Origin of the sequence: Bradyrhizobium ontarionense (assembly GCF_021088345.1) — a bacterium.
In the GTDB taxonomy this organism is placed as follows: Bacteria; Pseudomonadota; Alphaproteobacteria; order Rhizobiales; family Xanthobacteraceae; genus Bradyrhizobium; species Bradyrhizobium ontarionense.
Map to the genome: position 1 here is coordinate 8111697 of NZ_CP088156.1, position 24572 is coordinate 8136268.

General features: G+C 67.0%; 25 protein-coding genes. 13 read left to right on the forward strand and 12 right to left on the reverse strand.

Annotated features, from left to right (window positions below; translation table 11 throughout):
• Positions 1-262 precede the first annotated feature (262 nt).
• From LQG66_RS35630 to LQG66_RS35645, 4 genes are read right to left on the reverse strand one after another with little or no spacing between them, the layout of a single operon-like run.
• A complete protein-coding gene (locus tag LQG66_RS35630) occupies positions 263-1114 on the reverse strand; it encodes a fumarylacetoacetate hydrolase family protein (RefSeq protein ID WP_231320879.1) in 852 nt (283 codons plus the stop codon).
• 9 nt (positions 1115-1123) lie between these two features.
• Positions 1124-2449, reverse strand: coding sequence for an MFS transporter (locus LQG66_RS35635; protein ID WP_231320881.1), 1326 nt, complete (start codon positions 2447-2449; stop codon positions 1124-1126).
• 31 nt (positions 2450-2480) lie between these two features.
• Positions 2481-4031, reverse strand: coding sequence for a bifunctional 3-(3-hydroxy-phenyl)propionate/3-hydroxycinnamic acid hydroxylase (locus tag LQG66_RS35640; protein ID WP_231320883.1), 1551 nt, complete (start codon positions 4029-4031; stop codon positions 2481-2483).
• A 34-nt stretch (positions 4032-4065) separates the two neighbouring features.
• Positions 4066-4959 (reverse strand): VOC family protein, encoded by an 894-nt coding sequence (locus LQG66_RS35645; RefSeq protein WP_231320885.1) that lies wholly within the window; start codon positions 4957-4959, stop codon positions 4066-4068.
• A 176-nt stretch (positions 4960-5135) separates the two neighbouring features.
• On the opposite strand from LQG66_RS35645, the gene LQG66_RS35650 reads away from it, so the two are divergent.
• On the forward strand, positions 5136-5870 hold the full coding sequence (locus LQG66_RS35650) for a GntR family transcriptional regulator (RefSeq protein WP_231320887.1): 735 nt from the start codon (positions 5136-5138) through the stop codon (positions 5868-5870).
• Here the strand turns inward: LQG66_RS35650 and LQG66_RS35655 are convergent.
• Entirely contained in the window at positions 5867-6529 is a 663-nt protein-coding gene (locus LQG66_RS35655) for a TetR/AcrR family transcriptional regulator (protein ID WP_231320889.1), read from the reverse strand. The two genes, LQG66_RS35650 and LQG66_RS35655, sit on opposite strands and share 4 nt — an antisense overlap.
• A gap of 183 nt (positions 6530-6712) precedes the next feature.
• Between LQG66_RS35655 and LQG66_RS35660 the strand changes: the two genes are divergently transcribed.
• Positions 6713-7144: a CHRD domain-containing protein gene (locus tag LQG66_RS35660; protein WP_231320892.1), complete on the forward strand. Its 432-nt coding sequence runs from the start codon at positions 6713-6715 to the stop codon at positions 7142-7144.
• A 48-nt stretch (positions 7145-7192) separates the two neighbouring features.
• On the opposite strand, the gene LQG66_RS35665 is transcribed toward LQG66_RS35660, so the two are convergent.
• The 5 genes from LQG66_RS35665 to LQG66_RS35685 form a co-directional block, all read right to left on the reverse strand.
• Positions 7193-8770: an EAL domain-containing protein gene (locus tag LQG66_RS35665; protein WP_231320894.1), complete on the reverse strand. Its 1578-nt coding sequence runs from the start codon at positions 8768-8770 to the stop codon at positions 7193-7195.
• Between the two features lie 183 nt (positions 8771-8953).
• Positions 8954-10141: an MFS transporter gene (locus LQG66_RS35670; protein ID WP_231320896.1), complete on the reverse strand. Its 1188-nt coding sequence runs from the start codon at positions 10139-10141 to the stop codon at positions 8954-8956.
• Between the two features lie 28 nt (positions 10142-10169).
• On the reverse strand, positions 10170-11546 hold the full coding sequence (locus LQG66_RS35675) for an NAD(P)-binding domain-containing protein (protein WP_231320898.1): 1377 nt from the start codon (positions 11544-11546) through the stop codon (positions 10170-10172).
• A gap of 48 nt (positions 11547-11594) precedes the next feature.
• Positions 11595-11912 carry an ArsR/SmtB family transcription factor gene (locus LQG66_RS35680; protein WP_231320900.1) on the reverse strand — a complete coding sequence of 106 codons (318 nt, stop codon included), beginning with the start codon at positions 11910-11912 and terminating at the stop codon, positions 11595-11597.
• A gap of 103 nt (positions 11913-12015) precedes the next feature.
• Positions 12016-12495, reverse strand: coding sequence for a hypothetical protein (locus LQG66_RS35685; RefSeq protein ID WP_231320903.1), 480 nt, complete (start codon positions 12493-12495; stop codon positions 12016-12018).
• A 78-nt stretch (positions 12496-12573) separates the two neighbouring features.
• Here LQG66_RS35685 and LQG66_RS35690 point away from each other — a divergent pair, with 78 nt between their 5' ends.
• The 4 genes from LQG66_RS35690 (at position 12574) to arsB (ending at position 15229) form a co-directional block, all read left to right on the forward strand.
• Positions 12574-13224 carry a Crp/Fnr family transcriptional regulator gene (locus LQG66_RS35690; protein WP_231320905.1) on the forward strand — a complete coding sequence of 217 codons (651 nt, stop codon included), beginning with the start codon at positions 12574-12576 and terminating at the stop codon, positions 13222-13224.
• A gap of 89 nt (positions 13225-13313) precedes the next feature.
• Positions 13314-13676, forward strand: coding sequence for an ArsR/SmtB family transcription factor (locus tag LQG66_RS35695; RefSeq protein ID WP_231320908.1), 363 nt, complete (start codon positions 13314-13316; stop codon positions 13674-13676).
• Positions 13669-14196, forward strand: a complete 528-nt coding sequence (locus tag LQG66_RS35700) for an arsenate reductase ArsC (protein ID WP_231320911.1) — start codon at positions 13669-13671, stop codon at positions 14194-14196. The genes LQG66_RS35695 and LQG66_RS35700 overlap by 8 nt, the downstream gene beginning before the upstream one ends.
• 4 nt (positions 14197-14200) lie before the next feature.
• On the forward strand, positions 14201-15229 hold the full coding sequence (arsB, locus tag LQG66_RS35705) for an ACR3 family arsenite efflux transporter (protein ID WP_231320921.1): 1029 nt from the start codon (positions 14201-14203) through the stop codon (positions 15227-15229).
• Between the two features lie 181 nt (positions 15230-15410).
• Here the strand turns inward: arsB and LQG66_RS35710 are convergent, their stop codons facing one another.
• Positions 15411-15656 (reverse strand): hypothetical protein, encoded by a 246-nt coding sequence (locus tag LQG66_RS35710; protein WP_231320923.1) that lies wholly within the window; start codon positions 15654-15656, stop codon positions 15411-15413.
• 326 nt (positions 15657-15982) lie between these two features.
• Between LQG66_RS35710 and LQG66_RS35715 the strand changes: the two genes are divergently transcribed.
• The 7 genes from LQG66_RS35715 (at position 15983) to glgX (ending at position 23368) form a co-directional block, all read left to right on the forward strand.
• Positions 15983-16288, forward strand: a complete 306-nt coding sequence (locus LQG66_RS35715) for a PepSY domain-containing protein (protein WP_231320934.1) — start codon at positions 15983-15985, stop codon at positions 16286-16288.
• Complete coding sequence (locus LQG66_RS35720) at positions 16289-16954, forward strand: response regulator transcription factor (protein ID WP_231320936.1); 666 nt, start codon at positions 16289-16291, stop codon at positions 16952-16954.
• The gene (locus tag LQG66_RS35725) at positions 16951-18369 is read left to right on the forward strand and encodes a sensor histidine kinase (protein WP_231320939.1); all 1419 of its coding nucleotides are present in this window, start codon (positions 16951-16953) and stop codon (positions 18367-18369) included. Before LQG66_RS35720 ends, LQG66_RS35725 begins: the two co-directional genes overlap by 4 nt.
• 110 nt (positions 18370-18479) lie before the next feature.
• Positions 18480-19028 carry a cytochrome b gene (locus LQG66_RS35730; protein WP_231320941.1) on the forward strand — a complete coding sequence of 183 codons (549 nt, stop codon included), beginning with the start codon at positions 18480-18482 and terminating at the stop codon, positions 19026-19028.
• 59 nt (positions 19029-19087) lie between these two features.
• The gene (locus LQG66_RS35735) at positions 19088-19783 is read left to right on the forward strand and encodes a VIT1/CCC1 transporter family protein (RefSeq protein ID WP_231320952.1); all 696 of its coding nucleotides are present in this window, start codon (positions 19088-19090) and stop codon (positions 19781-19783) included.
• 1012 nt (positions 19784-20795) lie between these two features.
• Positions 20796-21071 carry a DUF3606 domain-containing protein gene (locus tag LQG66_RS35740; RefSeq protein ID WP_231320954.1) on the forward strand — a complete coding sequence of 92 codons (276 nt, stop codon included), beginning with the start codon at positions 20796-20798 and terminating at the stop codon, positions 21069-21071.
• Positions 21072-21130: 59 nt separating this feature from the next.
• Positions 21131-23368, forward strand: a complete 2238-nt coding sequence (glgX, locus tag LQG66_RS35745; RefSeq protein WP_231320957.1) for a glycogen debranching protein GlgX — start codon at positions 21131-21133, stop codon at positions 23366-23368.
• Between the two features lie 245 nt (positions 23369-23613).
• Here glgX and LQG66_RS35750 read toward each other — a convergent pair whose 3' ends face one another.
• On the reverse strand, positions 23614-24531 hold the full coding sequence (locus tag LQG66_RS35750) for a LysR family transcriptional regulator (protein WP_231320972.1): 918 nt from the start codon (positions 24529-24531) through the stop codon (positions 23614-23616).
• Positions 24532-24572 lie beyond the last annotated feature (41 nt).

Consider the following 24572-nt stretch of genomic DNA (forward strand, 5'->3'; position numbering starts at 1 on the left):
CGCTTGGGCAGGCTCGGCCATCAATGGTACGTTGAGCGGGGGCGCTGCTTCGCCAAACGCACCGTCATTCCGGGGCATTCGCGCGCAAAATGGCGAAGCCATTTTGGGGCAGCGCGAATGAGCCCGGAATCCATAGCCACAGGCGGTCATGGCTTGGCGAGACCGCTGGGGCATGCACCTCGAACATGATTGACGTTCGTGGTTATGGATTCCGGGCTCGCGCTGTCGCGCGCCCCGGAATGACGGCGGAGAGAGCGGACGCTCAAACCGCTTCGTCTACGATCCCATTCTTCAGCAGTCCGATGCGGTCGATCTCTACCTCAACCACGTCGCCGGGCTTCATCCACAGCGGCGGCGTGCGGCGCGAGCCGACACCGCCGGGTGTGCCCGTGGCGATGACGTCGCCCGGCTCTAGCCGCGTGAACGACGAGCAGTATTCGATCTGGCGCGGGATATCGAAGATCATCTGGCTGATCGTGGCGTCCTGCACCACCTCGCCATTCAGCCGCGTCTGCAGCCGCAGCGGGCCGAGATCGTCGATCTCGTCCGCGGTGACGAGCCACGGGCCAAAGGCGCCGGTGGCGGGAAAATTCTTGCCGGGCGTGAACTGGTGGGTGTGGCGCTGGAAGTCGCGCACGCTGCCTTCGTTGTAGCAGGCGTAGCCTGCGATGTGCTGGAAGGCCTCGCTGCGCTTGATGTAGCGGCCGGGCTTGCCGATGACGATCGCGAGCTCGCCCTCGAAATCGAGATCGGTCGAGACCCGCGGCCGGATGATGTTGGTGAGATGCCCGGTCTGGCTGTTGGCGAAGCGGCCGAACACGGTGGGATTCTCGACCTCGGAGCGTCCGGTCTCCTTGCGATGGGTCTCGTAGTTGAGGCCGATGCAGAGGATCTTGTCGGGATTGGGGATGACCGGAAGGAAGGTGATGGCGGACAGCGGATGCCGCTTGGCGCGGGACGCGGCTGCAGCCGCTTCCTTCAGCGCGTCGGCCGCGATCGCCGACTTCAGATCAGGGAAGCGATCGTGCAGGACCGCGCCGAGATCGGCGATGGCGTCGCCCTCGACCAGTCCCCAGGTCGGCGCATTGTCGATGGTGAAGCTTGCAAATTTCATCTGATGTCCTCAGGTCGAAACCGCCGGTACGGCGGAGGGAGAAGCCGGTTCTTGCGCCGACTTCGCGAAGCGCGCCATGGTGCGCTCCGGGAAGATCAGGGCAAAGGCCGAGATGGCGCCAACGATCAGCACGCCGGCGGTGAAGGTCATGGCATGCGCATAGCCGAGCGGCGCGTTGGCGCCGGCCTCGCCGACGATCCAGCCGGTGAGCGCATTCGACACCAGAGCCGATGCCGCGTTGCCGGAGTAGATCACGACGATCAGCCGGCCGCGCTGCACCGCGGGCGCAATGGCGCCGAGCGCGACCGGGCCGAAGATCGTGGTGAGGCTGGGCGCCGCGAAGGCGATGGCGACGCAGGCGAGCTGCAGCGGGCCTGATGTGACGATGCTCAGCAGCAGCGCACAGCCGGCGGCAAGCAGCGCGAGACCCGAGGCCTGTCCGAGACAGGCACGCAGGCTGAAACCCCTGCGCTGCAGAACTTGCGTCAGCCAGGAGCCGCCGAGCAGCAGCGGCGACTGGAACAGATAGATGCCGGAGATGATCCAGCCGACCTCGACCTGCTTGTAGCCGAGCCCCAGCTGCAGAAAAGGCGGCAGCCAGGTCGCGGACATGCCGACGATCCAGTACGACGCCGTCGACATGATGATGACGCCGATCACGGTCGGGTCGGCCCACAGCACGCGCGCCGGCAGCGCCTTGTCCTTGGCCATTGCAGTTTCCGGCGCTTGCGCGGCCGAGTAGGGGCCTTCGCCGCCGACGACAAACCAGCCGAGCATCCAGGCAAGGCCGAGCAGGCCGCAGAACAGGAAGCCGGTGCGCCAGCCGTAGCTCACGATGATAGTGGTCAGGATCGGGCCGCCGGCGAGCAGGCCGACGCTGATGCCCTGCAGCACCACCGCGCTCGGCACGCTGCGCCTGTCGGCGGGAAACCAGTTGTAGCAGGCGTGGAGTGCGGTCGGCAGGCCCGGGCCTTCGCCGGCGCCGAGGATGATGCGGCAGATCACGAGCACCGCGATCGAGCCGGAGAAGAAGATCGGGATCTGCGTCGCCGACCAGACGCCGGCCATGATGAGCAGCAGCCACTTCACCGGGAAGCGGCCGACCACGAACATGCCGACCGCCATGCCCGACAGCGAGAACAGTAGGAAGAAGCTGCTGCCGATCAGGCCGAAATCCTTCGGGCTCAGGCCCAGCTCCTTCATCATCGGCACCGCCGAGAGGCCGAACACCAGCTTGTCGAAGAAGTTCAGCGTCTGGAACAGGAACAGCATGATCAGGACGGCGATCGCGCGTCCTCCCACAGGGCTTCTGGCAGTGTCGGCTGATGTCGTCATGGCGTTTCCCCGTTTGATATTCTTGTTTTGATTAGTGCAGTCGTTCGTTCGACTCGCTCAGCAGCGCGGCGAGCTCCGGCGCGTCCGTCGCGACGCCGTAGACATAGTGGTCGGGTCGCACCAGCGCGGCGCTGCAGCCGTGGCGCTCGAACCAGCGCGCGACGACGCCGCTTTCCTCGGCCAATCCAGCGCCGCCGATGGTGATCGTATTGATGCCGGCGTCGCGCGTCGCAGCATCGATCGCGCTCGAATTGAGCGCGCCGCGTCCGTCGAGAACAAGCCGCCATCCGGTGCCGGCGACACCATCGAGCAGTGCACGTCCACTATCGCTGATGATCCAGGGCTGCGGAAACAGCGTGCCGTTGGCCGCGTTCGCCTTGGTCGCGAGCAGGCCCGTGGTCAGCGGCGGCACGATCTCCTGCCGCGTGATGGTGCGCGGCGCGCCGCCGCCTTCGGCAAGGATACGCGCATCGCGTGCCGCGGCAGCAATCGGATCCTGCTCGCAAATGACGCGGCCGATGGCCTTGATGCGGGTGGTCAGCTCGCGCACATGGGTGCTGCGCTCGGCCTCGTAGCTGTCGAGCAGCGCCGCCCTTGATTGTCCGCGCAGCACGCGCGCGAGTTTCCAGCACAGGTTGGCCGCGTCGCGCAGGCCCTGGCACATGCCCTGGCCGATGAAGGGCGGCTGTTGATGCGCGGCGTCCCCGGCGAGCAGGACGCGGCCCTGGCTCCAGCGGCTCGCCACCAGGGCATGGAAGCGGTAGCTCGCCGCGCGCCACAGTCTGCCGTCCTCCGGGGCGAGCCAGGGGGCGAGCAGCCGCCAGACCTGCTGCGGGTCTTCCATCGCGTGCCGGTCTTCGGACGGCCGCAGCATGATCTCGAAGCGGCGATGATTGCCGGGGCCGACGATGTAGGTGGTCGGCCGCGCCGGATTGCAGAACTGCGCGGCGGTCGCCGGCAGTTTGCCGATGGCGGACTCATTGACGAGAAGATCGACGACCAGCCATGGCTCGTCGAAGTCGAGATCATCGAAGCTGATGCCGAGCTGCTGGCGCACGGCGCTGGAGGCGCCGTCGCAGGCGATGACGTAGTCGGCGGTGATCTCGCGAATGCCACCATCGTCCTGCTCCAACACGACCGTGGCTGCTTTCGCGTGTTGCCGGATCGCGACCAGGGTCGTGCCGAGCTCGACCGTGACGGAGGTATAGCTCGTGACATGGTCGCGCATCACCTGTTCGACCGGCGGCTGCGTGAACACCATGCTCGGCGTGTAGCCGAGCGGGTAGGGCTCTGCGACCATGTCGATGCGCCGGATCAATTGTCCCTGCGCGCCGAAATGCTCGGAGGCCGGGAACGGGGCGACATGGCGGCTGACTTGTTCGGCGATGCCGAGATTGTCGAACAGCCGCATGATCTCGTGATCGAGCGCGATCGCGCGCGGCTTGTCGTAGATGTCGCGGGCGCGGTCGATCGCGAGCGTCGTGATGCCGCCAGCGCCAAGCAAGTTGGCGGCGATGGCGCCGGTCGGCCCGAAGCCGATCACGACGACCTCAAAATGTTTCTTATCTGACGAGGCGGACATGAAGCTCGAACTCGTATCTGAAGGAAGGATCTGATCAGGCGGCGTAGCTGACCGCGAGCTGCGCGGCCTTCACGTGATCGGCCTTTGGCGGCGCGATGCCCCATTGATCGGTGCGGCCGGGCGGCCAGATCCAATGTTCGGGACCGCGCACGACATAGTCGTCGTCGACCTGCAGCACCTCGGCGGTGTATTCGATGACGGTGCCGACCGGATCGATGAAGTAGGCGAACACGTTGTCGCCGGGACCGTGGCGGCCGACGCCCCAGGCGATCGGGTAGCCGGCATCGATCATGCGGCCCGCGCCGCGCATCACGCCTTCCCAGGTCGGCATCAGGAAGGCGACGTGGTTGAGCCCGTTCACCTTGGCCGCAGCGATCACCACCGCATGATGGTCGGAGTTGCAGCGGACGAACGCCATCGCCGCCGAGCGGTCGGTCAGACGGAAGCCGAGCGCGTTCTGGTAGAACGCGGCCGTGCGGTCGACGTCGGTACTGTTGAGATTGACGTGGGCGAGGCGCTCCGGAAGCTCCGGCCTGGGCGACTTGGCCTCGTGCCTGATATCGCCGCGGACGAAGCGCAGTACGCCGCCTTCGGGGCCGCGCAGGCTCATGATGACGCCGCCATCGGGTGCAGGGTTCGGCGCCGGCGCTGACAGCAGCGTCGCGCCCTCGCGGATGGCGTTGCGGCTGATGGCATCGAAATCGTCGGAATCGGCGAGACGAAACGTCACCGCCTTCAGCTCGGTGCGGTCGCTCCGGTGCAGCGCGACGACGTGGTGGTCGCTGCCCGTTGCGCGGAGATAGACGGCGCCGTCAGCCGCAGCGACGCGCTCCAGCCCCCAGGTCTCCCGATAGAACGCTTCCGAACGGGCCAGATCGGGCGTGCCCAGATCGACACTGCGCAGAGCCGTGACCGGAAACCGGGTCATGAGCGTGTCCTCCAGCCGCGAACCCCGGTTCGGGGGCGCGCGATGTTCTTGTCCGTGGCCGGCGATCCGGCTCAGCTCTTTTATTACATAAAAAATCTAAATCAATCAGAATTTATAAGTTTTATGATTCCTAGCCAGGCTCTATATATGTCGTTCTGATTCAGAGGAGATTGGGCGTGGATGCGGTTGTAGAGGCCGAGGGGCAGGGCCCGTCGACCCAGGCGAGCCATGTGTATGACCGGCTGCGCGAGGACTTGCTGTCCGGGCGGCTCGCGCCGTCGCGCAAGCTGCAGATGCGCTTTCTGACCGAGGCCTATCAGACCGGGCAGACGCCGCTGCGCGAGGCGCTCAACCGCCTGACGGCGGACGGCCTGGTCGAGGTGCGCGAGCAGCGCGGCTTCTACGTGAAGGACATCAGCCGCGCCGAGCTCGCCGAGCTGACCAAGACGCGCTGCTGGGTCGAGGCGCTGGCACTGCGCGAGTCGATGGCGGCTGCGACGCCGCAATGGGAGGAGCAGCTGGTGCTGGCGCAGCATCGGCTCAGCCGGGCGCCGCGTTCGCTCAGCGCGACCACCTTCGAGGACAACCCGGAGTGGGAGAAGCTGCACCGGATCTATCACCGCGTCCTGATCTCGAACTGCGGCTCGCAATCCCTGATCGCGTTCTGCGGCCAGCTTGCCGACCAGCTTTATCGCTATCGCAGGCTGTCGATGCGCAAGGCGTTTCCGTCACGCGCCGTCGGCGAAGAGCACGCCGCGATCGTCACGGCCGTGCTGAACGCCGATGTCGAGCACGCGGTGCAGCTCCTGACGGCGCAATACCAGCGGACGGCCGACGTCATCCTGCAGGACGAGACGATCTTTCCGGAGCTGCGCAACGCAAGAGGCGCGCACAGGGACGCAAAGGGTTAGCGGCAGGTCGTCGCGGCAAGGAAGAAGTCGACACGCTTCTCGACATGCGCCTGCGCCTCCTTCTTCAACGCGCGTATGTCCTCGCCGAGCAGGCCGCGGAACAGCACGGAAAAGACCACCAGATCGATGAATATCTTCGCCGTGTCCTCGATCCGGTCAGCGGCGAAAGCGCCCTTGCCGGCGAGACCCTCGGTGCGTGCGAGCTCGCCGAGGATGCGGCCCACGTTGAGGGTGGCGCGTTGGCGAGCCGAGTCCTGGATTTCGCACGTCAGCTCCGGAAAGCGTGGACCTTCCGCGATGACCGAGCGCATCAGCCCAACCACCTCTTCCGAGAAGGCGCGCTCGATCAGAGTGAGCCCGAGGCTGATCAGCTTGGCGCGGAGGGTGCGGCCCTGCGGCACCAGGTTTTCATATTGCGTGTTGCGCGCCGCCTGGCGGCCGATGACGGCTGCGAACAGCGCCGCCTTGCTGGGGAAGCGCGCATAGATCGTCGGTTTGCCGGCGCGCGCGGTCTGCGCGATCTCGTCGACGCTCGTGCCTTCGAAGCCGTGGGCGAGGAACACCGTCTTGGCGGCATCCAGAATGCGCTCCTCGACCTCGCCGGCACGTTCGAGCGATGGCCGCCCGACCTTGCCGCGCGCCGTCTTCGAAGCAACCATTCGATCCGCCATGGCTTTCTATCGAGGCCTCTGTGTTCCCGTCCTGTTTGGCACAGGGGGCGGGATTGTTCAATCAACGCGGCCACCGTCGCTACCGCATGCATCCGAACGCGCTCCGCGGAATATCGGCTTGCCTGCGGGGTCTCCGACGCTCAGAGTGCACAAAACCAAAAGGGGGAAACCATGCATCGGAAACTCGTTCATCTGGCGCTGCTGGCCGTGGCCGTCTGCGTCGCGGCTGCTCCGCAGGCCCACGCCGAGACCATTGTCCTGAAGTCCGAGCTCAAGGCCGCCAACGAGGTGCCGCCGAACGCCAGCACCGCGACGGGCGCCGCCGAGGCGAGCTTCGACACCGCCACCAGAACACTGACCTGGAAGGTCACTTTTTCCGGCCTGACCGGCATTCCGATCGGCGCGCATTTCCACGGTCCGAGCGAGCCCGGCAAGAATGCCGGCATCGTGCTGCCGTTCAAGAGCCCGGAGCCGCCGATCACGGGGACCGCCGTGCTGACCGACGCGCAGGCCACCGATCTGCTCGCGGGCAAATGGTATGCAAACGTCCACACACAGGCCAATCCGGGCGGCGAGATCCGCGGCCAGATGGTCAAGCAGTGAGTCTCTTACAGTCGCGGTGCAGTGCAGCGCGTTCGCAACAAGGACTATTCACGCCGCCAGTTCGGGCTTGGAGATCCGGCCCTCCGCCGCTGCCGAGGCGTTGTGCACGTCGAGGAACTGCTTGAAACGATCGAGCGAGAGCGGCGGCGAGACCAGGTAGCCCTGGCCTTCCTCGACGCCGCAGGCGATCAGCGCATCGACCTGCTCCTGCTGCTCGATGCCCTCGGCGACCACGGACATGTCGAGCTCGCGCGCCAGCGCCACCAGCATCTGCACGACGACGACCGCGGACTGGTCGCGCGTGATCGCGTCGACGAAGAACTTGTCGATCTTCAGGATGCGCGCGCCGAGCCGCTGGATGGTGGACAGGCCGCTATGGCCGATGCCGACGTCGTCGAGTGCGATGCGGAAGCCGAACTCGCCGAGCTCCTTCACGACATCAGTCGCTTTGTTGAGATCGGCGAGCTCCTCGCGCTCGGTGACCTCGAGCACGACCTGGCGCGTCGAGACGGACGACGACGCGACCACCTTGCGCAAATCATCGACGAAGCCGTCGCCAAGCAGATGGCGCGGCGTGATGTTGACGGACAGCTTGAACAGCTTGTCCTGCCGCATCTCGGGCTGCAGCTCGCGCAGCGCGCTCTTGAGGATCTGCCAGGTCAGCTTCTCGATGCGGCCGCTGCTCTCGGCGAGCGGGATGAAGCTCATCGGCGGGATCAGCCGGCCGTCCGGCTTCTCCCAGCGGGCCAGGATCTCGCCGCCGATGATGTCCCCGGTCTTCAGTCTGAAGGTCGGCTGCACATAGGGCTTGAACTCGTGCGCGGCGAGCGCGCGATCGAGCTCGGCGACCGGATCCACCGGCCGGTTCAGATAGCTCGCCAGCAGCAACCCGAACACGCCGCCCAGCACGCCCGCGGCGAGCATCGTCAGCAGGTAGGCCATGTCCTGGCGCGCGCTCAGACTCTGCGGCCGCACATGGATCGTGGCCTGCAGCGGATAGCGATCGGACACCGTGGTGAAGGCGACGGTCTGCGCCGGCGGCCTGGAGGACGCGTCGGGATGATAGCCCGCCACCTGCTCGCCGTTGGGCAACGTCAGGGTGACGTCGCTCTGGGTCCGCAGGCCCACCGGCATCACGTCGAGCAGGTTGCCGTCGATGCGCAGGATCGCCGCCAATGACCGCTGCCCATCGATGTCGCGCAGCACGCCGAAAGCGGCGCCGGTGAACTGCGGGACACGGAACAGCCGCAGCTGGCCGTCTGCGGATTGGAACATCTCCTCCCGCCGTGCCCAGCCATTGTCGAATTCGAGCGTCTCGGAATAGGCCGCGCACAGCACCGATCCCTCGCGGTCGACGGTGCGGATGTCCTTCACGATCGTGCCTTGATAGACGTGGAGGCGAAGCGCCTGCAGCGCGCCGGCGCTGCAATCCATCGGGCCTTTCGCGACGAGACGGTTCAGGATCGCGCCGGCCGAATCGATCGCGGCTTCGGAGCGGCGCAGTGCGACCTTGCTGAGTTCGTTGATCTGGCGCGCAGTCTGGTCGCCGATCAGTGCGGTCACCGCAAAATCGGCGCCGGCCAGGAAAATCCCGACGGAGGCGACGACCGCCCCGACACGAAGCATGTGTGTGCGTTGCAATGCCATCGTGTCGTGAACGCCCCCCGTATGATCACGGAGCATCGTTCCGTTTCAACCTTCAACTTTTCGTATATGCGAGCCCCGACGCTGCACGACAGCGGTCAACGGGCGCGCGGACGCCGAATGCTGGTTAAGGAAGTCCTACGCGCCAGGGCCCGGCTTGCGGGATTATGCCGCCTTGTCGGACGCGCTGCCCGGCATGGCCGCCTCCTTGCGCGTGGCCGACAGCAGCGTCAGCGCCGCCAGTGCCGACAGGCTGAGGCTCGCCGACACGATCAGCACTCCGCGGCCGAGCACGTCGATCAGCAGGCCGAACAGCAGCGGCGCGAAGGCCTGGCAGATCCGCGACGGCGCGCCGATCAGGCCGAGCCGGTAGGCGTAGTTGGCGGGGCCGAAGATCGCCAGCGGCAGCGTGCCGCGGGCAATTGTCAGAATGCCGTTGCCGGAGCCGTGCAGCAGCGCGAAGGCGGCCGCGGCGCCGCCGCCGAACAGCGCGATCGTCAGGGCGCCGATCGGGTGGGTGATGCAGGCGAGCCGTGCCGAGGCGAGCGGATGGAAGCGGCTGAGAAAACCGGCCTCGAATACGCGCGCGGCGACCTGCGCCGGCCCGATCATCATGCCCGCGAACAGCGCCTGCGCCGGCGTCGCGCCGAACGCCTGCATCAGCCGCGGCAGGTGCACCGCCATCGCCGCGGTCACGGTCCAGGCCGCCGCCATCGCGAAGGCGATCAGCACCATCGCGCGGTCGAGCGGGATGTTCGGCTTGGTGGTCTGCGCGTCGCCGGTTGCGGCCTCGATCGCGCGTGGCAGCGACAGGTTCAGCGGCAGGCCGATGACGAGATGCGCGATCGCCCAGGCAAAGCAGGTCTCGCGCCAGCCGATCGTCTCGAGGCCCAGCGTGCTCAGCGGCCAGCCGACGGTCGAGGCGAAGCCCGCGATCAAGGTGATGCCGGTGATCGCGCCGCGCGCATCACGGCCGTAGATGCGTCCGAGCGCGCCGAACGCGGCGTCGTAGAGGCCGAGGCCCATGCCGACGCCGAGCCACAGCCACGCCATTGCCAGGACCCAGAGCGAGTGCGACAGGCCGAGCAAAGCGAGGCCGATCGCGAGCACGATGTTGGAGGCGCACAGCACCTGCCGGCCGCCGACACGGTCGATCTGGCGGCCGATGCGCGGGCCGAGCAGGCCGGAGATGATCAGCGAGGCCGAGAAGGCGGCGAAGAACCAGTTGTTGGAGAGACCGAGATCCCTGGCGATCGGGTCGGCGAGGATCGCCGGCAGATAGTAGCTCGATCCCCATGCCAGCGTCTGGGCGGTGCCGAGAGCGATGACCACGCCCAGCCGTCGTGCCTGCATTCCCTTGAACCCTCTCGTTGGCGCGGCGTCACGAACAGCCGCAGCCGGTGCGCCCCGCAGCCTTGGCCTTGGTCGTTTCCTTGGCGTCGTCGGCGCAGCAAGTGTCTACGCCTGACGGAGCGGGGCCGCCACAGCAGCCCGACAAGGCTGCAATGCTTTCCAGTCCGCCGCGGGTGCAGACGCCGGTCTCGGGCAGCTTCAACTCGACGCGGTTTGCGGCCGCCTTGTCGCCGGCGATATCCGCCGTGATCGAGCGTACCTGCTCGTAGCCCGTCGTCATCAGGAAGGTCGGCGCGCGGCCATAGCTCTTCATGCCCGCAACATACAGCCCGGGCTCGTCGGCCTGCGCCAGCTCGCGCGCGCCGTGCGGCCGCACCGTGCCGCAGGAATGTTCGTTCGGATCGATCAATGGCGCCAGCGCCACCGGGGCTTCGATCGCGGGATCGAGCCGTAGCCGCAGCTCCGACAGCAGCGACAAGTCGGGCCGGAAGCCGGTGGCGACGATCAGCTCGTCGGCGCTGACGCTGCGGTCGCCGACGGCGATGATCGAGAGCTGGCCACCATCATCAGCAATCCGCGACACGTGGAATCCGGTCTCGACCCGGATGCGTCCCGAGCGCACCAGCGCGGCGAAGGCCATGCCGAGCTCGCCGCGGGCGGCGAGCTGGTCGGCGCTGCCGCCGCCGAACGCCTTGGCCGGGTCGTCACTGCGCAGCAGCCAGATCGCCTGCGTTCCGGCGGCGTCCTCGGCCAGCGTGGCGAGGTCGATCAGGGTGCCGATCGCCGAATGGCCGGCGCCGAGCACGGCGACGGTCCTGCCGCCATAGCGGCTGCGCTGCGCTTGCAGCACATCGGGCATCCCATACGTAATGCGTCCGGCATGTTCGGTCTCGCCGAGCGCGGGCAGGCCGTTGCTGCCGGCCGGATTGGGCGAGAACCAGGTGCCGGAGACGTCGATCACGGCGTCGGCCTGCAGCGCCGCGTCACCCTTGCCGTTGCGAGTGCGGATCTCGAACGCCGCGCCGGCGCGTCCTTTCGACTTGGCCTTGTCGAAACCGACACGGCTGATTGCGGTGACGCGATGCGACGTCCTGATGAATTCGCGCAGCGCGCTGCGTGTCGCAAGCGGCGCAAGATAGAATTCGATCAGCTCGCGCCCGGTCGGATAGACCTCGGGGTCCGGCGAATTCCAGCCCGTCGCCGCGAGCAGCCGCGCCGCGGCCGTGTCGATGTTGTATCTCCATGGCGAGAACAGCTGGACGTGCTGCCACTGCCGCACTGCATGTGCCGCCTCGGGACCTGCTTCCAGCACGATAGGCGTGAGGCCGCCCTCCAGCGCATGCGCTGCTGCGGCCAGCCCGACCGGGCCGGCGCCGATGATGGCGACCGTCTTTGCTCTTGCCATGATGCTTCCTCCTATTATTCTAGAATGATCGAATTAGTCGACAAATGATCACGCCGCCGGCCTCGCGGTGCTGCAGCCGCTGTCCTCGGCGCAGCATTCCGAGACCAGGAAGCCGAGCAGGGAGCGCATCACGTCGAATTCGGCATGGCAGACCAGGGTGGTGCCCTCGCGCAGCTGCGAGATCAGCCCCACCGCGACCAGCGTCTTGACGTGGTGCGACAGGGTGGAGGCGGGGATCTTCAGCCGCTCCTGCAGCCGTCCGACCGGCAGGCCGGCATGGCCCGCGCGCACCAGCGCCCGGTAGATCTTCAGGCGCGTGGTATTGCCGAGGGCTTCGAGGCGGGCAGCAGCGTCATCGAGCTTCATGACGTGGAGGATGCGGCACGCGGTCCGCCGGAGTCAAACGATATTTCTAGAAGATTGGAAATATTGCCGAGCGCGCCTCGCTCGCGGTCGGTTGTCCGGCGCGCTATCTCAGCCGGTAGCCGGCATGGCAGCCGACGCAGGCGGCCATCGTCTCGCCCAGCGCCTTCAAGGCCGGCCTGAGCTCGCCGGTCACGCCCGCGTTCTGCGCTTCGATGGCGAAGCGGCTCGCCGCTTTGTGCATGGCGGTGCCGGCCTCCTGCATGCCCTGGGGCATGAACCTCGCCACCTCGGCGGCGCCGTGCAGCCGTAGCGAGGTCATACCCAGGCGCTGCTCGGCGATCTGGCCGGCCTTGTCCGGCTCGCCGGCCGCCAGTGCGTCGTTGATCTGTTGCAGCGCCAGCAGGTGGTCGCGCATGTCGGCGAGGGTGTGCTCGACGAGGTCGGGCGGAAAGGCCACCCGCTCGCGCTGGTCTGTCGCGAGCGCCCCGTGGCTGCCGTGGTCGTGATGGCCGTGGTGCTGCGCCGCGGCGATGCCGCCCGACGCAATGAAGGCCAGCGTGATGGCGGCAAGACGCAGGCGCATGAGGACCTTCCATTTGATCGAACGCGGTGGGGTCTTCAGTAGACTGCGCCGCAGGACGGCGCATATGATCCTGATCATATGCCGAGGACCGCCCATCTCCCGCCCGAGGGCACGCGCCCGCTGCTGGACTGGCGCGCCCTCGCACGGCTGTCGCCGTTGCTCGCCGCTCTGCCGGTGGCCGCCAGGTTGCAGACGCGGCGCATCCAGCTGCCGCGCCACGGCACGGTGTTCTGCCGGGGGGATCGGCCGCAGGCGATGTTCTTCGTGCTGACCGGCGAGGTGAGATTGCTGCGCCGCTCGTGCGCCGGCGACGACATCATCCTGCAGCGTGCGCGGCAGGGGTTTCTCGCCGAGGCCAGCCTCGATCAGGCGTCGTATCATTGCGACGCCGTCGCTGCGCAGGATTCAACGCTGCTCGCGATCGACCGCAAGGCCTTCGCCGAGGCGCTGCGCCATCCCGAGATCAGGGACAGATGGTGCGACCATCTCGCCCGCGAGCTGCGCAAGGTCCGGGCCCAATCGGAGCGGCTCAGTCTGAAGACCGCCCGCGAGCGGATCGTCCACTTCATCGAGACCGAGGGGGAGGGCGGAAAGGTCGAGCTCGGCCGGTCGAAGAAGGACTGGGCAGCCGAGCTCGGAGTCACCCATGAAGCGCTCTATCGCGCGCTGGCGCGCATGGAGCAGGACGGCGAACTCATCGTCGAGGGCACCCGCCTGCGCTTGCGATGAGCCTTCGGGCGTCTCGTCTCTTGTCGTTAAAGGACCATTCGAGGCTGTCGGCCTTGACGCCGTGCCTATATATCGATAATTCTGGATATATGGAAAACGAGCAAGCCGTTCTTGCATTGGCGGCGCTGGCGCAGCCGACGCGCCTGCAGGCCTTTCGCAGCCTGGTGCAGCATGAGCCCGAGGGGCTGCCGGCGGGCGAGCTCGCGCGTCTGCTCGAGGTGCCGCAGAACACGCTGTCCGCGCATCTCTCCGTGCTCGCGCGGGCCGGTCTCGTCACCTCGCAGCGGCACAGCCGCTCGATCGTCTACCGGGTCGACCTCGTGCAATTTCAGAAGGTCGCGCTGTTTCTGCTGCAGGACTGCTGCGGCGGACGGCCGGAGGTCTGCGCCCCCGTCATCGAAAGTCTCACCCCTTGTTGTGCGCCGAAGCGCAAGGAGAAGAGTCGTGCCTGATCGCATCTACAACGTGCTGTTCCTCTGCACCGGAAATTCGGCGCGCTCGGTGCTGGCCGAGTCGATCCTGCGCAAGGACGGTGCCGGCCGCTTTCGTGCCTTCTCCGCCGGCAGCACGCCGAAAGGCGCGGTGCATCCATTGGCCGTCGAGCTGCTCGCGCGCATGGACTATCCGAGAGACGATCTGCGCTCGAAGAGCTGGAGCGAGTTCGCCGTCGCGGACGCACCGGTGATGGATTTCGTCTTCACAGTCTGCGACAATGCGGCCGGCGAAGCCTGCCCGGTCTGGCCGGGGCAGCCGATGACCGCGCATTGGGGCATCGAGGATCCCGCCGCCGTCGAAGGCACCGAGCTGGAGAAGCTCGCGGCGTTCACGACCGCCTTCCGTTTTCTGAAGAACCGGGTCGGCGCCTTCATCAATCTGCCGCTCGACAGCATCGATCGCCTCTCGCTCGGCACGCGGCTGCGCGAGATCGGGACGGGCGAGGGGGCAACGTCCTTCCGCTCCGACGTGGCGTGATCCGATGACGACCTTCGAGCGCTATCTGACGATCTGGGTCCTGCTCTGTATTATCGTGGGAATCGGCCTCGGCCATCTCATGCCGGGCTTCTTTGCCGCGGTGGCCTCGGCCGAGATCGCCCGGGTCAACCTGCCGGTCGCGGCGTTGATCTGGCTGATGATCATCCCGATGCTGCTGAAGATCGATTTCGCCGCGCTCGGAGGCGTCAAGGAGCATTGGCGCGGCATCGGCGTCACTCTGTTCGTGAACTGGGCCATCAAGCCGTTCTCGATGGCGCTGCTCGGCAGCCTGTTCATCGGCCACGTGTTCGCGCCGATGCTGCCCGCGGGGCAGCTGTCGTCCTACATCGCCGGTCTGATCCTGCTGGCGGCCGCGCCATGCACGGCGATGGTGTTCGTGTGGTCGAATCTCTGCGACGGCGAGCCGCACTACACGTTGAGCCAAGTGGCGCTCAACGACGTCATCATGGTGTTCCTGTTCGCACCGCTGGTGGGCCTGCTGCTCGGCGTCGCCTCGATCTCGGTGCCCTGGACCACCCTGCTGCTGTCGGTGCTGCTCTATATCGTGGTGCCCGTCGTCATCGCGCAACTCTGGCGCCGGGCCATGCTGCGGACGAAGGGCGGCGCCTTCGAGCGGACCTTGCGCGTACTGCAGCCTGTCTCTCTCATGGCGCTGCTGGCGACGCTGGTGCTGCTGTTCGGCTTCCAGGGTGAGCAGATCCTGAAGCAGCCGATCGTGATCGCAATCCTCGCCGTGCCGATCCTGATCCAGGTCTATCTCAACGCGGGCATCGCCTATTGGCTGAGCCGCCGGCTCGGCGTGGCCTGGTGCGTCGCCGCTCCCGCCGCCCTGATCGGCGCCAGCAATTTCTTCGAGCTGGCGGTCGCCGCCGCCATCAGCCTGTTCGGGCTGGACTCCGGGGCCGCGCTTGCGACCGTCGTCGGTGTCCTCGTCGAGGTCCCCGTGATGCTGTCGGTCGTGCGCATCGTCAAGGCCACCCGGGGATGGTACGAAGCGGGACTGCAGGCCTAGAGCCTGGTCCTGCTGCATCATAGCCACCCGTCATTCCGGGTTCGACCGTCGACGCAGCCGTGTCGCGCTTTCGCATCGATCGTCGTTGCGGCGGGGCAGCTCGATCGCGTCTGTAGACGGAGGCCGGATGTGTCGCAACCGGTGTCGCGACTCCCGCGATCGGAACGCCAGCCCGGCTGCCTCAGTGGCGTGGCTCGTCCTGCTCGTCGTCGTCCCCTTCACGCTCCCTGCGGGCGGGCTCGTAGCTCAGCGAGCGGCTCTCGGCCTGCTCCTGCAGGGCCACAAACTGCGCGAGATGCGTCCAGGCTCCGTCATGGGCGCGGCTCACCGGCACCAGCTCCGGCGCCGTCTCTTCGCCGGCTTGGGCTACCGCCAGAATGCCGCCAAGTCCCGCCACCAGGGCCGCGAATGTCAATGTCAAGCGCACGCTTACTCTCCTGCTGGCCGGCCGGTTGTCGGTCGGCCGGGCCGAGGTCGGATCATGCCGCAGCTGTGCTGACGGCATCCTGTCGCGTCGCGTCAGCGAATTGTCAGCTTATCTCGGGCAGGATGCTGCTATATGCACGTTTTCCAAGCATGCATCGATCTAAGCGCAATTCCGACATCGGACGTCCCAACTAAAAGCCGCACGACGTCCCTAGCGTTGCAAATGCTCGGCGTCTGAAACCGTTGGATGGAGCGAATCGTATTATTTCGGATATCAGAGTGCCAGGCCCCGGGTAGATCATGCAATTGCCTCAAATTGGACGGTTCATGCGCGTCACGGCGCTGGCGATGCTGATCTCGACGGCGGCCGCCGCGGCAACGGACGCGCGCGATGACGACCGCGAACGTCGCGACGCGATGCGCCGCGCGGTCGAGTCCGGCGATGCCATGCCGCTGTCGCAGATTCTGCCCAAGCTGCGCGGCCGGATCGCCGGCGACGTGACGGGCGTCGACGTCGAGCGTCAGCGCGGCCACTGGCGTTATGAGTTTCGTATCATCGGTCGGGACGGCCGCGTGCGCGACGTCTATGTCGATGCGCGCAGCGGGGAGATCGAGGGGATCGAGGAAAAGTAGATGCGCGTGCTGCTGGTCGAGGACGATCCGCGGCTGGCGTCCGATCTGTCGCGGACGCTGCAGGCGGCCGGCTATCTGGTCGAGACGTCAGGCGAGGGCGAACAGGCCTGGTTTCTCGGCGATACCGAGGATTATGGCGCCGTGATCCTCGATCTTGGGCTGCCGGGCATGGACGGCCTGTCGGTGCTGAAGCGCTGGCGCGGCTCCGGCCGGCACATGCCGGTGCTGATTCTCACGGCGCGCGCCAGCTGGGCCGAGCGGGTCGACGGCATCGATGCCGGCGCCGACGACTATCTGCCGAAGCCGTTCCGCAACGAGGAGCTGCTCGCGCGCCTGCGCGCGATCGTGCGGCGATCTTCCGGTCATGCATCCCCGGTGCTGTCGTCGGGCGAGCTGACGCTCGACGAGCGGCAGATGAAGGTGAGCCTGCGCGGCGTGCCGGTGGCGCTGTCGCAGCTCGAATATCGCCTGATCGCCTTTCTGCTGCGACAGAGCGGACGCGTCGTGCCGCAGCACGAGCTCGAGGAGAATGTCTACGGCCTCGGTCATGATCATGACTCCAACGCGCTCGAGGTGCTGATCCGGCGGGTGCGCAAGAAGCTCGGTGCCGACATCATCGAGACCCGCCGCGGGTTCGGCTACATGATTCCGGAGGCGGCGGAATGAGACTGGGCTCGCTGCGGCTGCGACTGGTGGCCGCGGGCACCATCGCCCTTCTCGTCGCGCTCGGGGTCGCCGGTCTGGGCATGGTCGTGCTGTTCCAGCGCCACGTTGCGCGCACCTTGGCCGGCGATCTCGACATCCATCTGCGCCAGTTGCTCAATGGTCTCGACGTCGACGCCGATGGCCGCATCGTCGTGTCCCGGCCGCCCGCCGATCCGCGCTTCGCCGTGCCGTTGTCCGGGTTGTATTGGCAGATATCCGACGATCACGGCCTGCTGCTGCGCTCGCGCTCGCTGTGGGATACGATCCTGGCGCTGCCGATCGACGAGCCCGGACCGAGCGACGTGCATCAGCATGATCTGGCCGGTCCCGACGGCGCGCGCGTGCTGGTCGCCGAGCGCGGCATCCTGATGAATCCCGAGCAGCAGACCCGCGTGCGCGCCGCCGTCGCCTACGACCTCGACGGCGCCACCATCGCGGTGCGCACCTTCGCCAAGGATCTGTCGATCGCGCTCGGCGTGCTCGCCTTGATCCTCGCGGTCGGCACCTCCGTTCAGGTCAGCCTCGGCCTGCGTCCCCTGGCGGTGTTGCGCCTCGGCGTCGCCGAGATCCGCAGCGGCAAACGTCGGCACCTTCCGGTCGACGTGCCGACCGAGGTGGCGCCCCTGGTCGAGGAGGTCAATGCGCTGCTCGACGCGCAACAGCGCGAGATCCTGCGCTCGCGCAGCCGCGCCGCCGATCTGGCGCACGGGTTCAAGACGCCGCTCGCCGCGCTGACCGCGGACGCTGCGCGGCTGAAAGAGCTCGGCCAGATCGAGCTGGCACGCAACGTCGAGAGCGTCGCCGAGGCGATGAGTCGGCAGGTCGATCGCGAGCTCGCGCTGGCGCGGCTGCGCGGCAAGGCGCGCGGCGAGCCGGAGGCTGCGACCGAACTGGCGCCGCTGGTGGATGCGCTGCTCGGAACGCTCGGCCGCACGCCGGCCGCAGCGCATGTCAGCTTCGACGGCGAGGTGCCGGCAGGATTGCGGGTGGCGATCGATCGGACCGATCTCGCCGAGGTGCTTGGCAATCTCCTCGAGAATGCCGCGCGTCACGCGGCGAGCACGGTTCGCATCGTCACCACCGCGAGCCCCCTGGTCGTGACGGTCGAGGATGACGGTCCGGGGATTCCGGAGACACAGATCGGCCGCGTCCTGGAACGGGGCGGCCGCCTGGACGAGCAGGGGCCCGGCAGCGGGCTGGGCCTCGCGATCGTGCAGGATGTGCTGGAGGCCTATGGCTGGCGGCTGCAGATCGGCCGCTCCGGGCTCGGCGGGGCGAAGATCACGATCGCGCCGGCCATGGTGTCCGCGCCACGCGGCTTGCCGTCGCAGGCCCCAGCACGGAAGCAGATGCGTTCGATCCTGACAACAGGCTGACATCGGCCGTCAGCGCCGCGACCCCCACGGTCGGCTATCCCCTCGGGTCAAGCCACCCCGCGCTCCGGTCCGCCGGCAGCGAGGTGCCCAAAGCCTGAAGGAAGCTGATCATGCGTATGCGAAACACCGCCAAGTCCTACGGATCCGTCGCGATCGGACTGCACTGGATCGTCGCCGTGCTGGTGCCGGCGGCCTGGATCTCAGGTCATCTCGGCGACGTGCTGCCACGCGGGTCTCACGACACGGGCCTGCTCATGCACGTCTGCCTCGGCCTGTCGATGCTCGGTTTCGCGCTGGCGCGCCTGGCCTGGCGTCTGGCCGATCCGCCGCCGCTCCCCGAAGCGACCAAGCTCGGGACGTGGACCGTTCATGCCGGCGAGATCGCGCACCTGCTGATCTACGGCATCATGTTCGCCATTCCGGTCCTCGGTATCCTGACCCAGTTCGCCAGCGGCGAGGCGTTGCCGGTGTTCGGGCTCGTCGACATCGCTTCGCCCTGGGCCGGCGATCGCGGCTTCGCGCACGACCTGAAGGAGATGCACGAGGCGTTGGCCAACGGCCTGATGATCCTGATCGGCCTGCACGCCGGCGCGGCGTTGCTGCATCATTACTGGCTGCACGACCGGACCCTGCGGCGGATGGTGCCGGGATTGCGGTGATGATGTCTGTCATCCAGGCGGGCTAGAAACCTCCGTCGAAGATCGAATCGGAGGCCTCCATGCCGGCAACGCCACATCTCGAAAAGCACTTCACGGCCACGGAAGCCGTCCGTGACGTCGTGATCGGCATGGCCGACGGGCTTACCGTTCCGTTCGCGCTGGCAGCCGGATTGTCGGCTGCCATCACCACGACCAGCGTGATCGTGACGGCCGGCCTCGCCGAGGTCGTCGCCGGCGCGATCGCGATGGGGCTGGGCGGCTATCTCGCCGCCCGCACCGACGCCGAACATTACGCCGCCGAGGAGAAGCGGGAGCATGATGAGATCGAGCACCTCCGCGGCCGCGAAGTCGAGGAGGTCGCGGCGATCTTCCGCGGCTATGGTCTCGAAGGTCAGGCCTTGACCACGGTGGTCGAGTCCATCGCTTCCGATCGCAAGCGCTGGGTCGACTTCATGATGCGTTTCGAGCTCGGCCTCGAACGGCCCGATCCGAAGCGCGCGCCGGTCAGCGCGTTGACCATCGGCGGCTCCTATGTGATCGGCGGGCTGATCCCTTTGATCCCATACATGCTGACCCACGACATCACGAGCGCGCTCCGAATCTCCGTGGTCTCGACCGGCCTTGCCCTGCTCGTGTTCGGCGCCATCAAGGGCCACTTCACCGGCGCCAGCAGGATCAAGTCTGCGCTGCAGACCGTGCTGGTCGGTGGCCTCGCTGCCGGTGCGGCGTTCTGGCTGGCACATCTGTTCGGGTAGGGCGGAGGCTGCCCGCGCGGCTGACATGCGCCAGATCCGTAGGGTGGGCAAAGAGGCGCACGCGGCAACGCCGCGTCGCATCGTGCCCACCGCGCGGTTCGAACGGTGACAATGGTGGGCACGCGCCGCCTGGCGGCGGCGCCACGGCTGTCCCGATTGGGGAGAAAAAGCGCAATCTCTCCGCGCGTCATTCCGGGGCGTTCGCGCGCAAAATGGCGAAGCCATTTTGAAGCAGCGCGAATGAGCCCGGAATCCATAGCCACAGGCGGCGGTGAGATGCGAGACGGCGGTGGCGAGCATCGCGAGCTGTCGCTGACAGCTGTGGTTATGGATTCCGGGCTCGCGCTACGCGCGCCCCGGAATGACGATGAGGAGAAAGTCGTGGCGAGCATTCGCATCTGCGCGTGAAGGACGATTTCGTGAACGTCGTCAAGTCGATGCTCCGTGCAGCCCGTCGCCGAAAGATTTTGCTTTCGTTTTTTCGGAAAACGTGCTCTATTGTCGCCATCCCGTGCTCCTCGAGAGGGGCGCTTCGCGATCGTCATGGAACGTCGGGCGCGGGATGCGGTGGCCGCAATTTGCCGCAGCGTGTCTCTGATGCGCGGACGAACGGCAGGTTGCGGACGTGAAGTCGCGTGGTCCTGGCGCCCCGATGCTGGCGCCAAGTCTTCGGGGGATGATCCCGAGGGCGACGGTGGCTAACAAGCCGGACACCGGGGAGATCGCGAAGTAAGCGTGAAAACCATCGCGCAGGGAATGCCGGGTTGTCTCGGCTGTACCTGTGGTGACTGCCGCCTGCTTTTTTTCTGCAGGCGGGCCATGGGTCGCGGCCAGCGCCCGGCATTCCCTGCGCCCTCTGCCTGATCAGAGGGCAACACCGATGACATCACTCGGGTGCATGGCGCCGCGAGAGCCGTGACGCATGCCGCCATGGCAACGGGGGGGAGCGACACTCCCGGCGCGGGAACCAAATTCCGCAGCCAAGGTTAGCTGGCATGCAGGAGGACTCCCAATGCGCCGCGCCAAAATTCAGCCGACCCGCAACAAGCTCGACCTGACCGATCAGGCCCAGGTCCGCGTCGTCACCAAGCGACTGAAGATGTCGCCCGCCGAATTGGCCGAGATGGTCGGACGCATCGGCAATTCCATCACGGCGATCAACAAGGAAGTCACGCAGCAGCGGGCAGCGAAGCTGCCGGCGCCGGCCGGCACCGTAATCGCCTCGGTGACGGTGACCGAGACCAAGGCCGAGTTGATCATGCCGGACGACACACCGGCGGCAACCTAGCAATCGGGATCATCGACACCCGGCAATCGACCTGGGGCATTGGACGAAGGGGGCAAAGGATGGACCAACGCACCGACCTCGGTGACGCTTTGACGCGGGCCGCGTTCAGTTTGCGCAAGGCCAAGATCAGTGAAGGCCGCCCGTTTCCGCTCGGCGCCACATGGGACGGGCTGGGCGTCAACTTTGCGATCTTTTCTGCGCACGCCACCAAGGTCGAGCTGTGCCTGTTCGACGATGCCGGCGAGACCGAGCTCGAGCGCATCGAGCTTCCCGAATATACCGACGAGGTCTGGCACGGCTATCTGCCGACCGCACGCCCCGGCACGGTCTATGGCTATCGGGTGCACGGACCCTATGAGCCCGATGCCGGCCACCGGTTCAATCCCAACAAGCTCGTGATCGATCCCTATGCCAAGCAGCTGGTCGGCCAGCTCTGCTGGGGTCCGGAGCTGTTCGGCTATCAGCTCGATCATGCCGACAAGGATCTCTCGTTCGACGACCGCGACAGCGCCCCCTTGATGCTGAAATGCCGGGTCATCGACCCCGCCTTCACCTGGGGCACGTCGCGCAAGCCTGAGATCCCGTGGGAGCGGACGATCTTCTACGAGATGCACGTCAAGGGCTTCACCAAGCTGCATCCGCTGGTCCCCGAAGCCGACCGCGGCACCTTTGCCGGCCTCGCGCACCAGGACATTCCGGCCTATCTGCGCTCGCTCGGCATCACCGCGGCCGAGCTGTTGCCGATCCATGCCTTCATCGACGACAGCTACCTGGTCGAGAAGGAATTGCGCAACTACTGGGGCTACAACTCGATCGCCTTCTTTGCGCCCGAACCGCGTTATCTCAAGGCGCCGTTCGCGACCGAATTCAAGACCATGGTCAACCAGTTTCACGCCCATGGCATCGAGGTGATCCTCGACGTGGTCTATAACCACACCGCCGAAGGCAACGAGCTCGGACCGACGCTGTCGTTCAAGGGCATCGACAATGCCAGCTACTACCGGCTGCTGCCGGACCAGAGGCGCTACTACATCAACGACACCGGCACCGGCAACACGGTGAATTTGTCGCACCAGCGGGTGCTGCAGCTCGTCGCCGATTCGTTGCGCTACTGGGCGACCGAGATGCGGGTCGACGGCTTCCGCTTCGACCTCGCCACCATCCTGGCGCGCGAGCCCTATGGCTTCGACGAGGGCGGCAGCTTTCTCGATGCCTGCCGCCAGGACCCGGTGCTGAACAGCGTCAAGCTGATCGCCGAGCCCTGGGACATCGGCCCGGGCGGCTATCAGGTCGGCCAGTTTCCGCCCGGCTGGGCCGAATGGAACGACAAGTTCCGCGACACCGCGCGCGCGTTCTGGAAGGGCGATTCCGGCACGCTTGCGGACTTCGCCAAGCGCATTTCCGGCTCGGGCGATCTGTTCAACAAGCGCGGCCGCCGGCCCTGGGCGAGCGTGAACTTCATCACCGCCCATGACGGCTTCAACCTCAACGACCTCGTCTCCTACAACGACAAGCACAACGAGGCCAACGGCGAGGACAATCGCGACGGCCACAGCAACAACCATTCCTGGAATTGCGGCGCCGAGGGGCCGACCGACGATCCCGAGATCATCGCCTTGCGCGAGCGCCAGAAGCGCAATCTTCTGGCCACGATGCTGCTGTCGCATGGCACGCCGATGCTGCTGGCCGGCGACGAGTTCGGCCACTCGCAGGGCGGCAGCAACAACGCCTACGCGCAGGACAACGAGACCACCTGGTTCGACTGGATGGGCATCGCGCCGCAGGGACGTGCTTTGCGCGAATTCACGCGCAAGCTGATCGCGATGCGCAAGGCGTTTCCGATCCTCTATCGCAGCCGCTTTCTGATCGGCTCTCACAACGAGGATCTCGGCGTCAATGACGTGACCTGGCTCGACCCGTCGGGCGAGGCGATGACGGTCGAGCAGTGGACTGACGGCAATGCGCGCTGCTTCGGCATGCTGCTCGATGGCCGCGCCCAGGAGACCGGCGTGAAGCGGCGCGGCTCCGACGCGACGCTTCTGCTTGTCTACAACGCGCATTACGACGTCGTGAACTTCACGCTGCCGGCCGTGCCCGAGGGACACAATTGGCTGGCGCTGATCGATACCAATCAGCCCGAAGCGCAATTGCAGTCGCTGCCCTTCGGCCACGTCTATGAGGTCACGGGGCGCTCGCTGTTGGCGCTCGGACTGTCGTCGGAGCAACAGCCGATGCGCAGCCTGCGCCACGGGCTCGGCGCGCTGCTCGACATCGCGGAGGCGCCGCTGCAGGGGTAGGGGTTTTGGGGGATCGCGGTTGAACGAAGAGTTGGAGGCAAGCACGCCTGCGGCCGTCCTTCGAGACGCGCGCCAAGGTGCGCGCTCCTCAGGACGAGGGCCGTTGTTGCGGCCCAGCCGCTGTGAGGGCGGCAAAGGCCGAACCCTCATGGTGAGGAGCGCGCCCCTTGGCGCGCGTCTCGAACCATGAGGCCGAGTTTCGATCGCGTCGGTCGATCTGTGCGCGATGCACTGACTGCCGCCTGTCACGCGCCGCGGGCATATTTCGCAAGCCGCGCGTCCAGCACGCCGAGCATCGCCTCGCGCGCCGGATCGCGCGAGCCGCGCAGCCAGGCTGCCGCCAGCGGGAGGCGCCCGGCCGTGCTGCCGCGCTTCAGCCGCAATGGCACGAAGCGGACGCCGGAGACCGCGAGCCGCGCGGTCCAGCGCGGCACGATCGCGATGCCGAGCCGCGCGGCGACCAGATGCACGATGGTCTGCTTCTCGTCGGCGAATTGCACGACGTCAGGCGACAGCCCGGCCTGCGCGAACAGCTTCATCGTGAGGTCGTGGCTGTGCGGCCGCGATCTCCGGTCCGGCACGATCAGCGGCTGGTCGGCGATATCTGAAAGCGAGACGGAGGCGCGCGAGGCGAGCCTGTGCCGCCGCGGCAGCGCGACGACCGCACTCTCGCTGAGCAGGGCGCGGAATTCGAGCCGCGGATCGGTTCGTCCCGGCGGCCTGATGAAGGCGAGGTCGAGCGCGCCGGAGAGAATCTTCGGCAGCAGCCGGATGGTCTTCTCCTCCAGGAGATGCACCGCGATCTCGGGATGCGCGTCACGGAAATCATGCAAGAGCTGCGGCAGCAGCCCGGCGGCGGCGCTGTCGATGGCGCCGACACGCAGCCGCTGCGCGCGTGTGCCGCGGGCGCGCTGGCGGAAGCCGGTCTCGACCGCTTCGACCCGCGCCAGGATCGCCCGGGCGTCGCGCAGCAAGGTCGCGCCATGCTCGGTCAGCGACACCGCGCGCGTGGTTCGTGCGAACAGCGGCGTCGCGAGGTCCTCTTCCAGGAGCTTGATCTGGCGGCCGAGCGCCGACGGCAGCATCTGCAGCCGCTGCGCGGCCTTGCCGAAATGCAGCTCCTCGGCGGCGGCGACGAAGCAGCGGAGCTGGTGCAATTCCATGACGGCGGTCCCTGTGGGCGATCGCGGAGATTATATCGATT